This window comes from Phycisphaerae bacterium, assembly GCA_041652575.1.
In the GTDB taxonomy this organism is placed as follows: domain Bacteria; phylum Planctomycetota; class Phycisphaerae; order Sedimentisphaerales; family UBA12454; genus UBA12454.
Window position 1 is genome coordinate 65,061 of sequence record JBAZHC010000010.1, and the last position, 15,331, is coordinate 80,391.

Annotated in this window: 15 protein-coding genes; 2 read left to right on the top strand and 13 right to left on the bottom strand. The window is 45.1% G+C overall.

Annotated features, from left to right (window positions below):
- The first annotated feature begins 49 nt into the window (after positions 1-49).
- Positions 50-388 carry a hypothetical protein gene (locus WC496_08610; GenBank protein ID MFA5293079.1) on the top strand — a complete coding sequence of 113 codons (339 nt, stop codon included), beginning with the start codon at positions 50-52 and terminating at the stop codon, positions 386-388.
- Between the two features lie 30 nt (positions 389-418).
- The gene (xerC, locus tag WC496_08615; GenBank protein ID MFA5293080.1) at positions 419-1,423 is read left to right on the top strand and encodes a tyrosine recombinase XerC; all 1,005 of its coding nucleotides are present in this window, start codon (positions 419-421) and stop codon (positions 1,421-1,423) included.
- Between the two features lie 52 nt (positions 1,424-1,475).
- Here xerC and WC496_08620 read toward each other — a convergent pair whose 3' ends face one another.
- The 13 genes from WC496_08620 to WC496_08680 all read right to left on the bottom strand — a co-directional run bounded on the left by WC496_08620 (position 1,476) and on the right by WC496_08680 (position 15,270).
- Positions 1,476-3,431: a nucleoside-diphosphate sugar epimerase/dehydratase gene (locus tag WC496_08620; protein MFA5293081.1), complete on the bottom strand. Its 1,956-nt coding sequence runs from the start codon at positions 3,429-3,431 to the stop codon at positions 1,476-1,478.
- 28 nt (positions 3,432-3,459) lie between these two features.
- Positions 3,460-4,818 (bottom strand): hypothetical protein, encoded by a 1,359-nt coding sequence (locus WC496_08625; GenBank protein ID MFA5293082.1) that lies wholly within the window; start codon positions 4,816-4,818, stop codon positions 3,460-3,462.
- Positions 4,819-4,891: 73 nt separating this feature from the next.
- Positions 4,892-5,104: a DNA gyrase inhibitor YacG gene (yacG, locus tag WC496_08630; GenBank protein MFA5293083.1), complete on the bottom strand. Its 213-nt coding sequence runs from the start codon at positions 5,102-5,104 to the stop codon at positions 4,892-4,894.
- A 132-nt stretch (positions 5,105-5,236) separates the two neighbouring features.
- On the bottom strand, positions 5,237-5,743 hold the full coding sequence (locus WC496_08635) for a TraR/DksA C4-type zinc finger protein (GenBank protein ID MFA5293084.1): 507 nt from the start codon (positions 5,741-5,743) through the stop codon (positions 5,237-5,239).
- A 184-nt stretch (positions 5,744-5,927) separates the two neighbouring features.
- Complete coding sequence (gene mutL, locus WC496_08640) at positions 5,928-7,751, bottom strand: DNA mismatch repair endonuclease MutL (protein MFA5293085.1); 1,824 nt, start codon at positions 7,749-7,751, stop codon at positions 5,928-5,930.
- Between the two features lie 83 nt (positions 7,752-7,834).
- Positions 7,835-8,011 (bottom strand): hypothetical protein, encoded by a 177-nt coding sequence (locus WC496_08645; protein ID MFA5293086.1) that lies wholly within the window; start codon positions 8,009-8,011, stop codon positions 7,835-7,837.
- Positions 7,989-8,591 carry a zeta toxin family protein gene (locus tag WC496_08650; protein ID MFA5293087.1) on the bottom strand — a complete coding sequence of 201 codons (603 nt, stop codon included), beginning with the start codon at positions 8,589-8,591 and terminating at the stop codon, positions 7,989-7,991. The genes WC496_08645 and WC496_08650 overlap by 23 nt, the downstream gene beginning before the upstream one ends.
- Positions 8,592-8,597: 6 nt before the next feature.
- The gene (gene gpmI / locus WC496_08655) at positions 8,598-10,166 is read right to left on the bottom strand and encodes a 2,3-bisphosphoglycerate-independent phosphoglycerate mutase (GenBank protein MFA5293088.1); all 1,569 of its coding nucleotides are present in this window, start codon (positions 10,164-10,166) and stop codon (positions 8,598-8,600) included.
- Between the two features lie 146 nt (positions 10,167-10,312).
- Positions 10,313-10,819 carry a hypothetical protein gene (locus tag WC496_08660; GenBank protein ID MFA5293089.1) on the bottom strand — a complete coding sequence of 169 codons (507 nt, stop codon included), beginning with the start codon at positions 10,817-10,819 and terminating at the stop codon, positions 10,313-10,315.
- Positions 10,820-10,824: 5 nt separating this feature from the next.
- A complete protein-coding gene (locus WC496_08665) occupies positions 10,825-12,285 on the bottom strand; it encodes a hypothetical protein (protein ID MFA5293090.1) in 1,461 nt (486 codons plus the stop codon).
- A gap of 24 nt (positions 12,286-12,309) precedes the next feature.
- Positions 12,310-13,686 carry a type II secretion system protein GspK gene (locus tag WC496_08670; GenBank protein MFA5293091.1) on the bottom strand — a complete coding sequence of 459 codons (1,377 nt, stop codon included), beginning with the start codon at positions 13,684-13,686 and terminating at the stop codon, positions 12,310-12,312.
- A complete protein-coding gene (locus WC496_08675; GenBank protein ID MFA5293092.1) occupies positions 13,667-14,599 on the bottom strand; it encodes a prepilin-type N-terminal cleavage/methylation domain-containing protein in 933 nt (310 codons plus the stop codon). Before WC496_08675 ends, WC496_08670 begins: the two co-directional genes overlap by 20 nt.
- Entirely contained in the window at positions 14,596-15,270 is a 675-nt protein-coding gene (locus WC496_08680) for a type II secretion system protein (GenBank protein ID MFA5293093.1), read from the bottom strand. The genes WC496_08675 and WC496_08680 overlap by 4 nt, the downstream gene beginning before the upstream one ends.
- Between the last annotated feature and the right edge of the window lie 61 nt (positions 15,271-15,331).

Genomic DNA, 15,331 nt, shown 5'->3' on the forward strand with positions numbered 1-15,331 from the left:
TGTCAATGGCCGATAACTTCTATAGCTCGATTCGTTATAAAGAGTGAATTTGGGAAAATTAAAAATTCTGGTTATCGGTCCGGCAAATCAGGCCGATAACTATGAGGTAGAAATGTTGGAAATTATGGGCAGACAATTGCAGAGAAATTTAAGACAGCTTGTTCTTAACAAAGGCGCCGAACAATTCATATTCAGATATGAAGCCGGCAGCGAAGACCTTCTGCTCGATGCTCTTGTTGCCCAGGCCAGAGACGGCCGAAGCGGATTCGACTGGTTTGACGCAGCGGTTCTCAGTTTCAAGCTGACCCAGTCATTAATAAACGAAGCGGACAGACTTTTGAACGAACAGGCTCCGCAAATGACAGAGCCTTTTGGAAAACAGGACTGAAAGTTTAATCATCCTCGTTAATGAGGCGATTTGGAGATAAAAAAAATGGAAAACTGCGCGATTATTCATGAGTTTCTGGATTATCTGAAATTCGAAAAACACTTCTCCGAGCATACTGCCAAATGCTACAATGCAGACCTCGAACAGTTCTGCCAGCATCTTTCCGGCATCCAGCCTGCATCGGACTGGTCGAATGCGGAACGAGGAGGTGTCGCCACACAGACTGAGACGAAAATCGAACAGCTTCTTTTGTCTCTGACCACAGATAATGTCAGAGCCTACATGGTTGTTCTGAACGATAAACAATATTCCAAGTCCACAACGGCAAGGAAACTGGCAACGCTGAGAAGCTTTTATAAGTTCCTTGTAAAAAGAGGACATCTTACCAATAATCCAGTTACAGCAGTCAGGACACCGAAGCAGGATAAAAAACTGCCGAAGTTTCTTGAATACGACCAGATTAAAAAGCTTCTTGATACTCCGCCAAGCGATAGCTGGCTGGGAGCAAGGGACCGTGCGATTATGGAAACGCTTTACGGCACCGGCGTCAGGGTAAGCGAACTGGTCGCTTTGAATATTGAAGATGTGGACTTCCTCGGCGAGGTTATTCATGTACGGGGCAAGGGCAAAAAGGAAAGAATAAGCCCGATTGGCTCATCGGCGCTGCAGTCAATACAGCATTATATGGAATTCCGCAACAGACGCGCCCAGAGCAACGGCAATTTCGATTCGAAAGTTCTGTTCGTCAACAAACACGGCAAAAGACTGAGCACAAGAAGCGTTCGCAGAAAAATGGACAAGTATCTGAAGATGGCAGGACTGGACCCTGCAATCAGCCCGCATACCCTGAGGCATAGTTTCGCGACACATATGCTCAATAACGGAGCTGATTTGAGAAGCGTTCAGGAACTCTTAGGCCATCAATCGCTGTCAACAACACAGATTTATACACACCTTACAACCAAGAAACTTAAAGAGGTCTATGACGGCGCTCATCCCCGCGATGAACAAACAGAAAAAAGCGATAACAGCTAAACTAAACAAAAAACCCGCTCGAAAGAGCGGGTTTTTTTATGCGCCTGCAATTTTATTTAACACCATTTACCTTGTCGCCGATAAATTCCGGCACAAGCTGTTTTAAAACAGCAACGATTTGTTTATAATCCTGCGTATCGGCTGTCGCAACAAGACCGCTGATTTTTTCACAAAGCACTTCCCTGCTTACAGGGGCACTCTTCTGCCAAATACTTATTTTGGAATGTCTGGTCGGAACCATATCCTCGCCTTTTACCGACAGTTCCTCGAAAAGCTTTTCACCGGGCCTGGTACCTGTAAAAACAATTTCTATATCTTCGCCGGGCCGAAAACCGCTTAGCGTTATAAGTTCCTTGGCAAGGTCGACAATTTTAACCGGCTCGCCCATATCGAGCACAAATATTTCGCCGCCTTTACCCATCGAAGCGGCCTGAAGTACAAGCTGGGAGGCTTCCGGTATTGTCATAAAATATCTTCTCATTTCCGGATGTGTTACCGTAACAGGCCCGCCGGCAGCAATCTGATTCTTGAATATCGGCACAACAGAACCATTCGAGCCGAGAACATTTCCAAACCTTACAGTCACAAAATGTGTTTTACTTGTTCTGTCGAGGTCCTGAATATACAACTCGGCGACGCGTTTGGACGAACCCATAATGCTTGTCGGGTTTACGGCCTTGTCGGTACTTATCATTACAAAGCTGTCGGCTCCGTATTTATCCGCCGTATCAGCGACTGTTCTTGTTCCGACAACATTATTTTTAATCGCTTCGCCCGGATTAAGTTCCATCAGCGGCACATGTTTATGGGCGGCGGCATGAATAACAACATCAGGTTTAAACCATTCGAAAATCTGTTCGACCCGCTTCTTGTCGGCAATATCGCATATAAGCGATTCCATCGCAACCTGCGGGAAACTTTTGCGAAGTTCTCTTTCTATAAAAAACAACGCGTTTTCAGCCTGCTCGACAAGTAATAAAAGTTTTGGACCGAAATTACAAACCTGTCTGCACATTTCCGAGCCGATTGAGCCGCCGGCGCCGGTAACAAGTATCACCTTGTTCTTAAGAAATTGTTCAACAATGTCAAGCTCAAGCTGAACAGCCTGTCGTCCCAGCAAGTCGTTTATATCCACGTTTCTAATCTGCGAAACCCTGTATTTGCCGCTGGCGATATCCGCAACGGACGGAACAGTTCTGAAACGAACCTTTGCACCTTCGCAAATCTGCACTACCCTCCGCATCTGTTTGGCGGTAGCGCTCGGCATTGCTATTGCGATTTCCTCTATGCCTTTTCCTTTACATATTTCCGGCAGCTCCTCTACCCTGCCGAGAACAGGAACACCATGAATATTAACGCCCTGCTTTGCCGGGTCATCGTCGATAAAACCGACAACATCATACTGTTCGACCGACATGCGATGCAGTTCGCGAAGCAGCGATTCGCCGGCATTTCCAGCGCCTATAATCAGAAATTTTTTCAGCTTGCCGCTTTGTTCCGTACGAAACTCCTCGTGATAGAGCCTTACAGCCATTCGCAGACCGCCGAGAAAGACAATAGTCGCAAACATATCAAGTATGAAAAGAGCCTGGCTGATAGTAGTCAATTCGTTTAATCGTATTCTAATCGTTTCGGCCATCAGAAGACTAAACCACATAACAGCCAGAATCAGCGTACTGACCAAAGAAGCCTTTACAATCGCCAGCAGGTCAGAAATACTTACAAAACGCCACCAGCCCTGATATTGCCCAAAAAGACCAAAAACAATAATCTTGACTACGAGGAAACACAGCAAAAGTTTGGGATATTGCTGAACCAGCCATTCAGCACGGAACTGCATATTATTGACAAGCAGAAACGCCATCATCAGACTTGCAGCAAAAATTGTAATATGAGAAAGTATTATCACCTGTCTGCGAAACCGCATTATCCCAACAGGCAGTACTTTACCGGTACTTTGCTCTTCAGTATCCTGAGGAATTTGAATGTTATGATTTTCTTCGGCCATATTTTTATTCTCGAATTCCGGTTTAATATTACCCTGCTTGTTCGGGGTTTTGAGTTTGGACGGCCTGGTCAGACGGTTCAGGAGTCTCAGTCAGAGATATCTGTTCGGGCTCGATATAAATATCATCAAGGGCGGTATTATCGACTTTGTTCCGCAGTAAAGAAAAAATAACAGTGCCGGCGGAAAAATAAAAACTGACGGCAAAAGCAACCACCAACCCTGCGATAACAAGTACCAGAAGATAAACAACTGCCGCAGCAATTGATTCTGTCAGATTCCTCGATATATTAATCCCACTGCCCAAAAGATTGAAAAATTCCGGCTGGGGCCATATTGAATCAAGTTTATTGAACTGCTCCGCTTTGCTGCTTTGCGTAAAAATACCAAGCTGCAGGAACCATCTGCTGATGCTCAGCAGAACAAAGGCAAAAAATCTTACAAATAAATAACTGATTGCACCGTAAACAGCAGCAAGAAAACTATATAATCCAAGTCTCCATGGCCTTAAATATACGTAATTGAACGACCTGCTTATGGCATCGAATGTGTCGGAGTTCCCGTACGCAATCGCACCAAACATCAGATTACTCCCAGCACAGGCTCCAATAATTGTAAAGGCCATCAGGACACCTGCACAAAGAACTACTATAAAACACAAAGCCAGTATGAGCTCTCCGGCCCATGGTATATTCGTCAGCAGGCCGATGATAGAAACGATTATGAGTCCCAAAGTAGCGACAAGCATTAAAGGCGCCGTCGGAGCGAAAAAAAGCGGAAGAAATTTTTTAAAAGCGAATTTCATACATAAACTTATGCCCGGCTTTTCATCCTTCGAGAAATGCAGCGCCGCTCCTCTGCTGATTGCGCCGCCGGTTATGGAAAATATCGCAAGCGAAATCAAAAGAAGAATAATGCCGTAAATAGTATGATACTTCAACGCCCATACACACGCCAAAACGCAGTTAGCAATCGCGGCGGTTACCTTGTCAAATCTAAGCTGCAAAAGTGAAACCACCGCTTCGTTGAAATTCGCAAGACAGAAACCGGAAAAGACTTTGAAAACGCCGAGACTTTCACGTGCAGTCCTGCCTTTGTACATTTTGATAAAGCCATCAACCCTGTCGGGATTACTGACAAAACAATGCAGTTCTGTCGGCCAGCCTACGGAACCTGTCAATGTCGATGTTCTGATATCACGCGAGGTAAGCCTGCCGGAAACAACCACAGTTTTGCTGAAATCCATCACCCAGCCCGCGACGAAAATTATAACCAAAGCTGAAAAAGCGGTTAGAACCCTGCCCGGCTGAATGGCTATTCTGAACAACTTGAAAATATTTGGAAAAAGAAAATTTCCAAAACATTGACTTATGTCTTTTTGCTCTGTCATTGCCGAACTCTTTCAAAAATCTGGACAGACTTATGATTTTAACGAACGCGGTATATTATCACTCTTTAAGTTCTTATTCCAGCATATTTTCGGAATTGTTATCATTGTCCTTTTCCTGCTCCTGAATCGGTGAAGATATAATATATTCGCTCTGGAACCATCGGCTCAGGTCGACAAGTTTGCATCTTTCCGAGCAGAATGGAAAAAAACCGATATTGTCAGTATGATTCTTCGCCTCTGAGGGTTTGCAAACCTGTTTTTCGCATATTGGACATCGACTTTCCATATAAGGGTATTATAAAACATAAAAAGATTTGCCGCAAGATGGACAAAAAACAAAAGAACCTGAAAATTAATCCCGATATATCGGGGCAAAACGGAGAAACGGCCCCGGGCCGTATTTCAAATTTTCTGATAATCAATCGATTTCAACGTGTTCCGGGATGGGGTCGCCCTGTCTTATGATACCTTTTTCAACCAGCCGGGCATATTCTATACAGTATCTGGCCCATGGTCTGGCCTCAAGCCTGGCCTTTGATATGCCCCTTCCGGTAACCTCGCAGATACCATACGTTTCTTCCTCGATTCGCTGCAGGGCTTCGGTAATCTCCCGTAAAATTTTTCTTTCACTGTCAATCAGATTAAGGGCGAATTCCTGCTCATAATTGTCTGTTCCAATATCAGCCATATGTATAGGCATACTCGAAAGGTCGCCTGACGCGTCAAGACGTGATTTTTTCAGCGCTTCGTCCTCAATGGAATTGACATCGCCGACAATCTCCTGCATCTTTTCGATGAGAAGCTGCTGATAATATTTTACTTCTTCAGCGGTAAGATATTCGCTTGTTTTTGCATAGACAGGAGCGCTCTTCTTTTTAGAGATCTTCTTCTGTGAGCTTTTATCTGAAGGTAATTTTTTTTTCATGTTTTCCTTTTTCTTCACAGCGTCTATACCTGTATAAAAAATCCTGCGAGCAGCCGACGTTCCTGACTTTTAGTCCGAAAACTTATACAAAACCGCACATTTAAAAGAGCAGATAATATATTCAGCGACCCGACTGTTTGCAAGTCATTTAAATTTTAATCATAAATCTTTATTTTGAAGCAACTTACGTTCTCTTGAATTGTTTCTTGAGCTCTGTCAGCGAAAATCTTATAGCTGTAGGTCTGCCATGCGGGCATCGGCTGGCGCGTTCAATAGCTTCTTTATCGGCTAATAACTGGCGTATCTCAACCTGATTTAATTTTTGTCCAGCCTTGACAGCCGCCTTGCAGGCTGCCATTTCGAGCACCTTATGCAGAAGCCTTTCGGCATCGAGCCTGCCCGATGCCGCATCGTCGAGAATATCGAGAAGGTCTATTACAAAATCCACTGGTTTTACCTTGCCCAGCAGAGTGGGAAAAGATTGTACCGCCCATAATCCAGGCCCGAACGGTTCAACGACTATGCCAAGCCGGTCAAGAAGCACTGCGGCACTGTTCAGCGTCTCCTGACGGGCGGGATTCATTTCGAATGTTTCCGGTATAAGAAGTTTTTGCGACTGCAGTTTGGCGGCCTCGTCGCAAGCCAGCCGTCTGCACAGGTCCTCGTACATTATCCGTTCATGAAGCGCGTGCTGGTCGATAATCAAAAAACCATCCTGTGTCGGAGCTATTATATAGCTGTCGTGAATCTGAAGATACTCCATCGAAGCCGAAGCCTGCGAAGAATTTTTATCGTAGAAATCCTCCCGCTGCTGGGCGGCGGCAAAATCGCTTCTCTTTGTGACTTTTGAAAAATCAAACTGCCGCTGAGAAGTCCCCGGAGTTTTGTTCCGGCTGAAAAATCCCGCTATTGCTTCCGTAATGGATTCAGCAGGCTCACCATAAATCTGTTGCGTTTGCTGATTCTGGCCTGATGAGGAAATGTTATCTGTCTTTGGCAATTTCGCCTTTGTGTCAAGGTCTATTGACAACAATTTTTCCCGTATAAGGCCGAGCACCTGCGAATAAATCAGATTTGAGTTGTCGAATCTGACTTCTATTTTCGTGGGATGAACGTTTACATCAAAATCCTGAGGCGGCATCTCGAAAAACAGGAAAACCACAGGACATTTATCCGGCTCAATCATTCCGCGATATGCTTCCCTGACCGCATGTGAAAGAAATTTGTCGCGAATGAATCTGCCGTTGAGAAAAAAGTATTGAAATTTCGTATTCGCCCTGCCGTTTTCAGGTCTGCAAAGCAGCGCGGAAACCTCAAGATTTTTTTCTGTACTGTGAAGCTGGAGCAAAGAGTCGGCAAGTTCGGCAGAAAACAAACTTCCAATCCGTCCCCTTATGCCCAGCCCGCCGGGCAACCTGTAAAGCTCCCTGTCGTTATGAAACAAACTCATTGAAATATTAGTATGAGCAAGAGCGATTCTGGCAAACTGCTCAATAATATGCGTTATTTCAGTATTCGCGGTTCGAAGAAATTTTCTCCTGGCGGGAAGTTTGTAAAACAAATTCCGCACTTCTATGGTTGTGCCGGGATTTGCGCTGCAGGGCCGAATTTCCTCTTTAACGCCGCAATCGATTTCAATCTTATTCGCTTCTTTTGAATCTTGCGTTTTGCTTATAACAGTTACTTTGGCAACTGAAGCAATGCTCGCAAGTGCCTCGCCGCGAAAGCCCATAGTGGAAATATTAAGTAAATCAGCGCTGGTTTTAAGTTTGCTTGTAGCGTGAGCCTCAAATGCGATGGAAAGGTCGGCACTGTCCATTCCGCAGCCGTTATCTATTACGCGGATAAGTTTTTTCCCGCCGTCCTCTATATGAACGGTAATTTCAGTTGCGCCTGCGTCGAGACTGTTTTCGACAAGTTCTTTGACGACGCTGGCGGGTCTTTCTATAACCTCGCCGGCGGCAATCATATTAACCGTATTCTGGTCAAGTACTTTTATCTGGCCCATTATAACACCGGCAACTATATTATTTTAGTGTACGAACAAACTCTTTCCGGTCATTTCCTGCAGTTACGGCAGGAAATGACAAATCACCTGGCTTTGGCAATTTTTAGGGCCTGTTTGGCCAAAACGCGGCAGGCCTTGCCGTTACGGTTTATAATGACATATTGGCCGAGTAATGCTTTTTTTTGTAATTCTTCCCGCACCGCTTTTTGGAGACATCTGCCGGCTTCCATCGCCATTTTACTTGGTCGCTTTGTAGTCATCTGATTGCCTCAAAATTCTCTTATATAAATCTTGAATGAAAATACGTTGGGTTTTACCATCCTGTTCAAAGACAGGAACAGGCTTAGGTCCTGAATTATCATAGCAAAGCGTTTTGTCGCATAGAGGAATATAAATTTTTATTAAATTATTCATTATACGAGGATAGCGGCGGTAAATCGCATCATCAGGTATATTATGGCCGCCATTGGCGACACGCTCACGGACACGGCTTTTTGAAAAAGCGGCATCTGGTATCCATAAGAAAAACAAGACAACCTGCCAGCCGTCCTGTCTGAGTTTTTTCAGCAGGCTAATTTGACTACGGCCTGCCAATGTTGTCTCAAAAGCAAAATCTACTCGCTTATCGATATTTGCATATACCTCACGAAGAAAGAAACGACCGGCCTCATATTGAGCCGATAACGAATCAAAAGGTGAAAAACCATAGGCAATAAGGTCGGCATTAACAAAGTTACGACAACCGGCTATTTGCGGCAAATATCGCAGCGCAAAAGTCGTTTTGCCTGCACCATTTGGTCCCGCAATAATATAACAGGTTGGCTTTTTCTTTTTACCCATTACAATTTAATGTGCAAATAACGACTTCCCGGTCATCTCTGCCGGCTGAGGAATTTCCATCATTTCCAGCATAGTCGGCATAACATCTGCAAGCCTTCCGTTATCGAGTTTTCTGTTTTTATTCAACTCATCAAAAACAATCAGCGGTACATCGCCGGTCGTATGCGAGGTATACGGATTGCCGTTTTCATCGCTCATTTTTTCGAAATTGCCATGGTCGGCTGTGATAATCGCTGCGCCGCCAAGCTGTTTTACCTTATCAAGTATTTTGCCGACACAGGCATCAACCGTCTGGGCCGCTTTAACAGCCGCTTCGAGAATTCCGGTATGACCGACCATATCGGGATTGGCGAAATTTATTACTATAATGTCATATTTGCCTGTTTCTAGTCTTTCCATAACAACATCGCAGACTTCAAATGCGCTCATTTCCGGCTTTAAATCATAAGTCCTGACCCTCGGTGAAGGCACAATCTGCCTGTCTTCGCCGGGGAATGGATTTTCGGTATAGTCATTGAAGAAAAATGTAACGTGAGCGTATTTTTCCGTTTCGGCGCATCGGAACTGTTTAAGTCCGAGGTCGCTGAAATAAGCCGCTGCGATATTTTTCATCTTCGGCGGCCTTGAAAAAATTATCGGCGCCGGTATCGTAGAATCATATTCTGTCATACAGAGATAAAAAATCTTCGGTCTTACTGTTCTGACAAATCCTGTAAACGCGTCATCGACAAATGCACGGGTGATTTCTCTGGGTCTGTCGCCGCGGAAATTGAAGTGAACCACGCCATCGCCGTCCTCAATTTTCGCAAGAGGTGCGCCTTCTTCATCGGTAATGCAGACCGGTTCGATAAATTCGTCGGTTACCTTTTTTTGATAGCTTTGTTCGACGGCTTCTGCTGTGCTGTTTGCCCTGTTTCCCTTGCTCATTACCATACATTCATAAGCCTTTTGCACTCTGTCCCATCGGCTGTCCCTGTCCATCCCGTAAAATCGTCCCATTATGGTTGCGATTTTACCTACGCCGATTTCGGACATTTTTTGTTCAATCTGTGCCAGGTATTCTTTGCCGCTGTCCGGCGGAGAATCTCTGCCGTCAGTAAACGCGTGCAGATAAACTTTCGTAAGGTTGTTTCTTTTCGCAAACTCAAGCAAACCGTAAAGATGCTTCAGAAGTGTATGAACTCCGATATCGCTGCACAATCCGAGCAGATGCAGTTTGCCGTTATGTTCTTTTACATAACTGGCCAGTTTGAGCAGTTCGGCATTTTCAAAGAAAGAGCCGTCGCGGATTGATTTGCTGATTCTGACCGACTCCTGGTCGACGATTCTTCCGGCTCCGAGGTTCTGATGTCCGACTTCGCTGTTGCCCATAGTGCCCTCGGGCAATCCGACATCTTCGCCGCTGGTATGAATAAGACAATGAGGATATTGGCTCATCAGCATATCATCCACAGGCATATTAGCCTGTTTTATGGCGTTACATGCATCGTCTTTCGGATTAGGGTTATAACCCCAGCCGTCACGAATGATTAGCACAAACGGCCGCCGTTTGAGATTTATTTTTTCTTTGGTCATAATACCTCTGCAATATTCAATTATTTGGATTATAGGGAGGATATGTTATGGAAAATGGAGAAAGAAGTCAATTTAAAAAGGAAGCAGGGATATAAAGAGGTAGGGACGTAGAGAAAATCTTTATTCTCTTAAATTCTTTGCTTCTTTTACTGATAATATATAAATCTCACATCGACCTTCCACTGGTCTTTTTCACCTTTGATTTTTGCCAATGTTACATTACTGCACTGCAGATTTGACCAGCGCATATGCATAACAGAAAGAAATTTTGAGAATTTTTCAATATCTATTTTGTCTATCGTCACCGAGGCATCCTGGTTTGTCTGTCCGCCCTTTACTCTTCGTATCGGGCTGGAGCTGAGTTTGTATCCTGTTGACGGTATCCTGCAAAAACGGGTAACCTGGTCAACAGCGGTGGTGTAATCGAACGCTTCGCCGGTTTTTTTTGCTTTGGCATAATCGAGTCTCTGCGGGTCAAGGTCGCCGAGTATCTGGCTGATAAGCGTTTCAGCTTCAGTGTATTCATCGATTCCGTTTTTCAGGTTGTCTTTGGCGCCGGGAAGGCCCATGCTCAAAAGCCAGACAGGCCATAAGCCGACAAGTATCGGCACAAGCACATAATAAAAAATCGGTTTCGTATAAATATCCTTCATTGGTTTCACCTTGCCTGTTCTATTTCTATTGTCAATCTGAAATTATCCCTGCCGTCCTTCGGGTTATAGGCAGAATTGCCTCTTAGAAGTTTAGGGTGTTTGTCTATTGCGCCGAAAAGCTGCAGATAACCGCCGGTATTGGTGCTGCCCGTAATATTCATCGTCTTTGTCGTAACGGCAATCTTGTCAATTTCAATATCAACATTTTTCGGCACACTATTGAGAGTCTCGAACAGAAAAGTAAGCTTGGCCTCCACCGAATCCTCGCCGGAAGCGCTCAACAATCCGCTTTTAACATCTCTTATTCTGTTGATTTCACTTTTGAGTTTTCTGACAGCTTCTTTGGTTTTCGGAAATTTCGCCCCCGGCATAGCAATAATATATTCCTTTTTGAATTGTTCTTCGAGCCGGCTGCGGTCTTTGTTTATTCTGTAATAAGACATCTGCAGCAGAACACCCAACACAACAAACAATGCTAAAAGGCTTATACTGACAATTTTAATGGTTTTTTCGAAAGCTGCTTTTTTACCCTGGTAAGGCATAAACTCTGCGCGGAAATCCACTTTTTCAGTTTTTCCTGCAAGGCCTGCGGCGGCTCCTGCCGCTATAACCATCTCAAGATATTCGCTGTCCTGCTTCGAATCTTCTTTAGGCTGCAGAGCGGTTTTCCCGGTAAGGTCCAGAGCTTCAACGGTCATTCCTGTTTGTTCGCCGAGGGTTTTAAAATCAACCTGACCTGTAGTGTCATAAATTTTTATCGTTTCAGCCCGCCTGTCCGCGCTGAACGCGGTCATAGTCAGCATTATCTCCCTTGCGAACAGTGCTGTTTTGTTCTGGGCCGGCGAAGTCAGGAACGAACGGACAAACGCCTTGCTGTCCGCCCCGGGCGAGCAAATAAGGAAACATCTTGTTTGCGAAACAGCGGCAACAATCGCACCTTCACTGAAACCCTCGACAATCCTGCGAAGACATATCGAATCAGGCTCAATGATTACAGGGTCAAGTTTATTGTTCTGCAGAGCGGTTATTATTTCGGACATTACATCGGCACCGGCGGCAAAGGCCGCTACTTCCGAGCCGGAAAGCTGTTTGCCGATAACTTCAAAAGCAATGGCGGTTTGAGACGCGTCAACGGCCAGTGCCTCTTCAGCGTCAAATCTTACCGTCTGTGCTATCTGGCGATAATCCTGAAATTCCGAATGGAGTTTCTGCTGCCTGTAGAGTCTGCAATCTACAGCAACCGCGACATCAGAAAACACAAATTGTTTTTCCGCGCAGATGGCGGCGATTTTTGCCGCTGCCGGAGCAAAGGAAAACTTCTGTCCCTGCTGCTGTCCCTGCTCCTGGGCTTCGGGCTCAACACAAAAATAATCGAGCACTTCAACCCCGTCGGCCGTTTTGGCCGCGAGAACAACCGTCGCCTTTTCAGCCGCTATATATACACCAAGATATTTATTCTGTTCCAACCGTTGCTGCTCCGTAATTAATGACTATTCCATAATTATACCAATCTGCTGGACATTTTTGTCCTCTTTTTTAATTCCCGCCGTAGCACAGACTCTCGCCAGGCCGCTTGTGGCCTTTACGCGAATCGTAAAACAATCGCTCTTGGCTGTTATATACGGCTTGACTTTATCAATTGAACTATTAAATCTGTAAAGTCTTTTCGTCAGGTCATCGATATCGCTGAAAGGTTTTTCTTTTCTCATAGTTATTATCTGCTCGGCAATTTCGGGAGCATCGCCCCCGAATGTAAAGGCGGCTTCGAGCACCTGCCTCGGCGCAGAGTTTATATTTACTTTCTGTGTGCCCCATAAACCAATGTATTTCAGGGCCGACTCTGTACGGTTGTCATCTTTATTTACGGGTCTGGCGAGCGTTTCAAGGTCAATCATGGGACTGTGCAGAAGTTTGGCAAAATCCATTGTATGGCCGATATCAGGCCTGGTCTGCTGAACGGTAGATTTCCTTGCCTGTGCCCGCCGACTGGTTCGGCTGGTTCTTCTTGAAGTACTTGCGGACTTGCCTGATTGGCTGACAGAATTACTATCAGTTCTTTTAGTAACCGTTGTTACAACAGGTTTAAGAGCAATACTGAAAGGCTTGACTTCCTTCATCTGGTCGAGTTCTTTTATAAGCGGGTCAATCGCATTCGGCTCCATCTGCATCCATTCGCAAAAAGTCTGAATAGCGGCTTTCGATTCCGACCTCGTATTCGCATCGGCGCAGATGCCCCAGACAAGCGGCAGTTTGGCGTTTTCGTCGATAATTTCTATCGTTATGCGCGCATCGCCGAACTCTATTTCAACAGGTTTTGTTATATACGGCCAGGCCGGCCCATAAGGGCCGCGGACATAAAGTTCATTAGGTTCCTGCAGAACCGGGCCATTGGCGTCATTTATATCATTGGTATCATTGGTTTCGAAAATAGAATTCGAGTCTGTCAAATTATTGCTGTCGTTAACATCGGAACGGCTTAAATTTAAAAATTTTGTAAATAAAGTATTTTTACTAAGATTATTTACGTCTATTCCCGCGCCGGATTCTTTGGCCCAGTCCTCCATCATCTGTTTATAGTCTTCATCGCTCATAGTGAAAAGGTCGGAAAAATCCGGCTCATTCGGCCTTGAAATATAATTCGGGTCTGCTTCGCCGATTGTCGAAAGAGCGTATTTCAGTCCTGACTCGCAGGCGTATCTTGCCGTCTGGTAGTCAATCATATACTGCATTCTGTGCTTCCACTGACTCACGGCCGAGCTTAACTGGTACACCAGCGCAGTAAGCAGTACAAGCACTATCATCGTAAATATCAGTGCTACACCGCGTCTTCGGGCACCGGGCAAATTTTTATCTTCGTAAAGGTTCATTAGGCTCTTTTTTCTGCGAGGCCGATGCTTCATTGATATCGGCAGTTTCATTCGGTTCGTCGGGCAGATTCATATCAGCGATTTTATTGGCATCATAGATTTCTTTTTCTATAAATTGATAAGGTATTTGCCTGAACCGGTTAATTACAACCATTCTTGTTTTTATCGATTCTGCAGGCACTGCCATATCGCCCAGTACATCCTGCGTCCGTTCGGCAAACGACACTGAAATCTTCACGTCCGGCGGCAAACCGGGGTTTTCCCAGTTTTCTATTACGGTATTGCCGTCCATTACTTCGATGCTGAAAAGTGTGGCTCCGCGGCAAACAGGTATAAAGAGTTCTCTTTCATATTTTTCCTTCGTTTCTTCGAGCATTTTATCTTCAAGTGCATATCCGCTGTGTGCGCGGAAGATTATCAGCCCGTTGGAATCCATATCGACCCTGCTCTGCCAGACTATCTTTTCGAAGGTCTGGGGTTTGTTGTCCTTATCGTATATTTTATTTTCGATAATCATCTGTGTAATTTTGAAGCCGTCAATGTCGAGTTTGTTTTTTATGGTCATTGTCACATCTGAGCCCGGCAGCGCAAGTCCGTCGATATCCTCGGCGATTCGCTGAAGGATTTCCGTTGCCACATGACCGCTTTTGATTCGGCTGTTTATAGCGGACTCGGCACGTCTGACGCCCGTATAAATACCCACAACGGCAACCATAATCATCGCAGCGATAACAAGCGTTGCCATCGCTTCTGCGAGAGTAAACCCCTCACACCTATTTGCACAGCGGTACCGCAAACTAACAGTACTCAAATTTGCAATACCATTCGATTTTCCATTTGCCCTCACAATGTAAATAGGTATGGGGGTAAATCCTTTTTTGTCGCAATTATATTTTCCGTCTTGCTGTTTCATTTTCTATTTCTGATTTTTTCCATTACAGCCTTCCAGAATGCTTCTTCCGGCACCTGCCTCCAACTTTCGTAACCTGCCGGCGGGTCACCAAGTGACTTTCGCAACTGGGCTTCCTCCTCTGCCTGAGACTGTCCGGTATCCTGTTCCTGTTCGGCCTGTGACTCCTGTTCGGCCTGCGGCTCCTGTTCGGCCTGCGGCTCATCGGAGGTTTGGTCGAGTGCCATCTGGTCCTGCAGGGATTGCCATTCGAGTATTTTTTCTATCTGTTTCTTGTCAACGCTTGCGAGCCAGTGAGTTAATTCGATTTTCTGTTCCTGGCCGCCGCTGTTGACAAACTGCGCGGTACATATCGCCCGTATCCACATATGATTCGAAACCGGCTCATAAAACGATTCCACCGTCGTTTCCCAGTTAATATCGGGATTTCTTTCGCTTGTGCCGTATTCAACCGTATCGCTCACCGACTTCAGCGTCAGCAGTTTTTCCATATTTTCCCTGGCGATTTCAAACGCCTCCATTTTTGTCTGCCAGTCGACAACGGTCTCGACTGCCCGGTTGATTATGACAAGTACAGTCGCGGCTATCATACCGAGTATAATAAGTGCAACCGACATCTCAATCAGCGTAAAACCGTTTCCAACAGTAAGTTGTTTTTTCTTATCGTTATTCATATTTTATTTAAAATTGAAAATTTACGATTTAAAATTTGCGGAATGCCTTCGGCAAACTTAT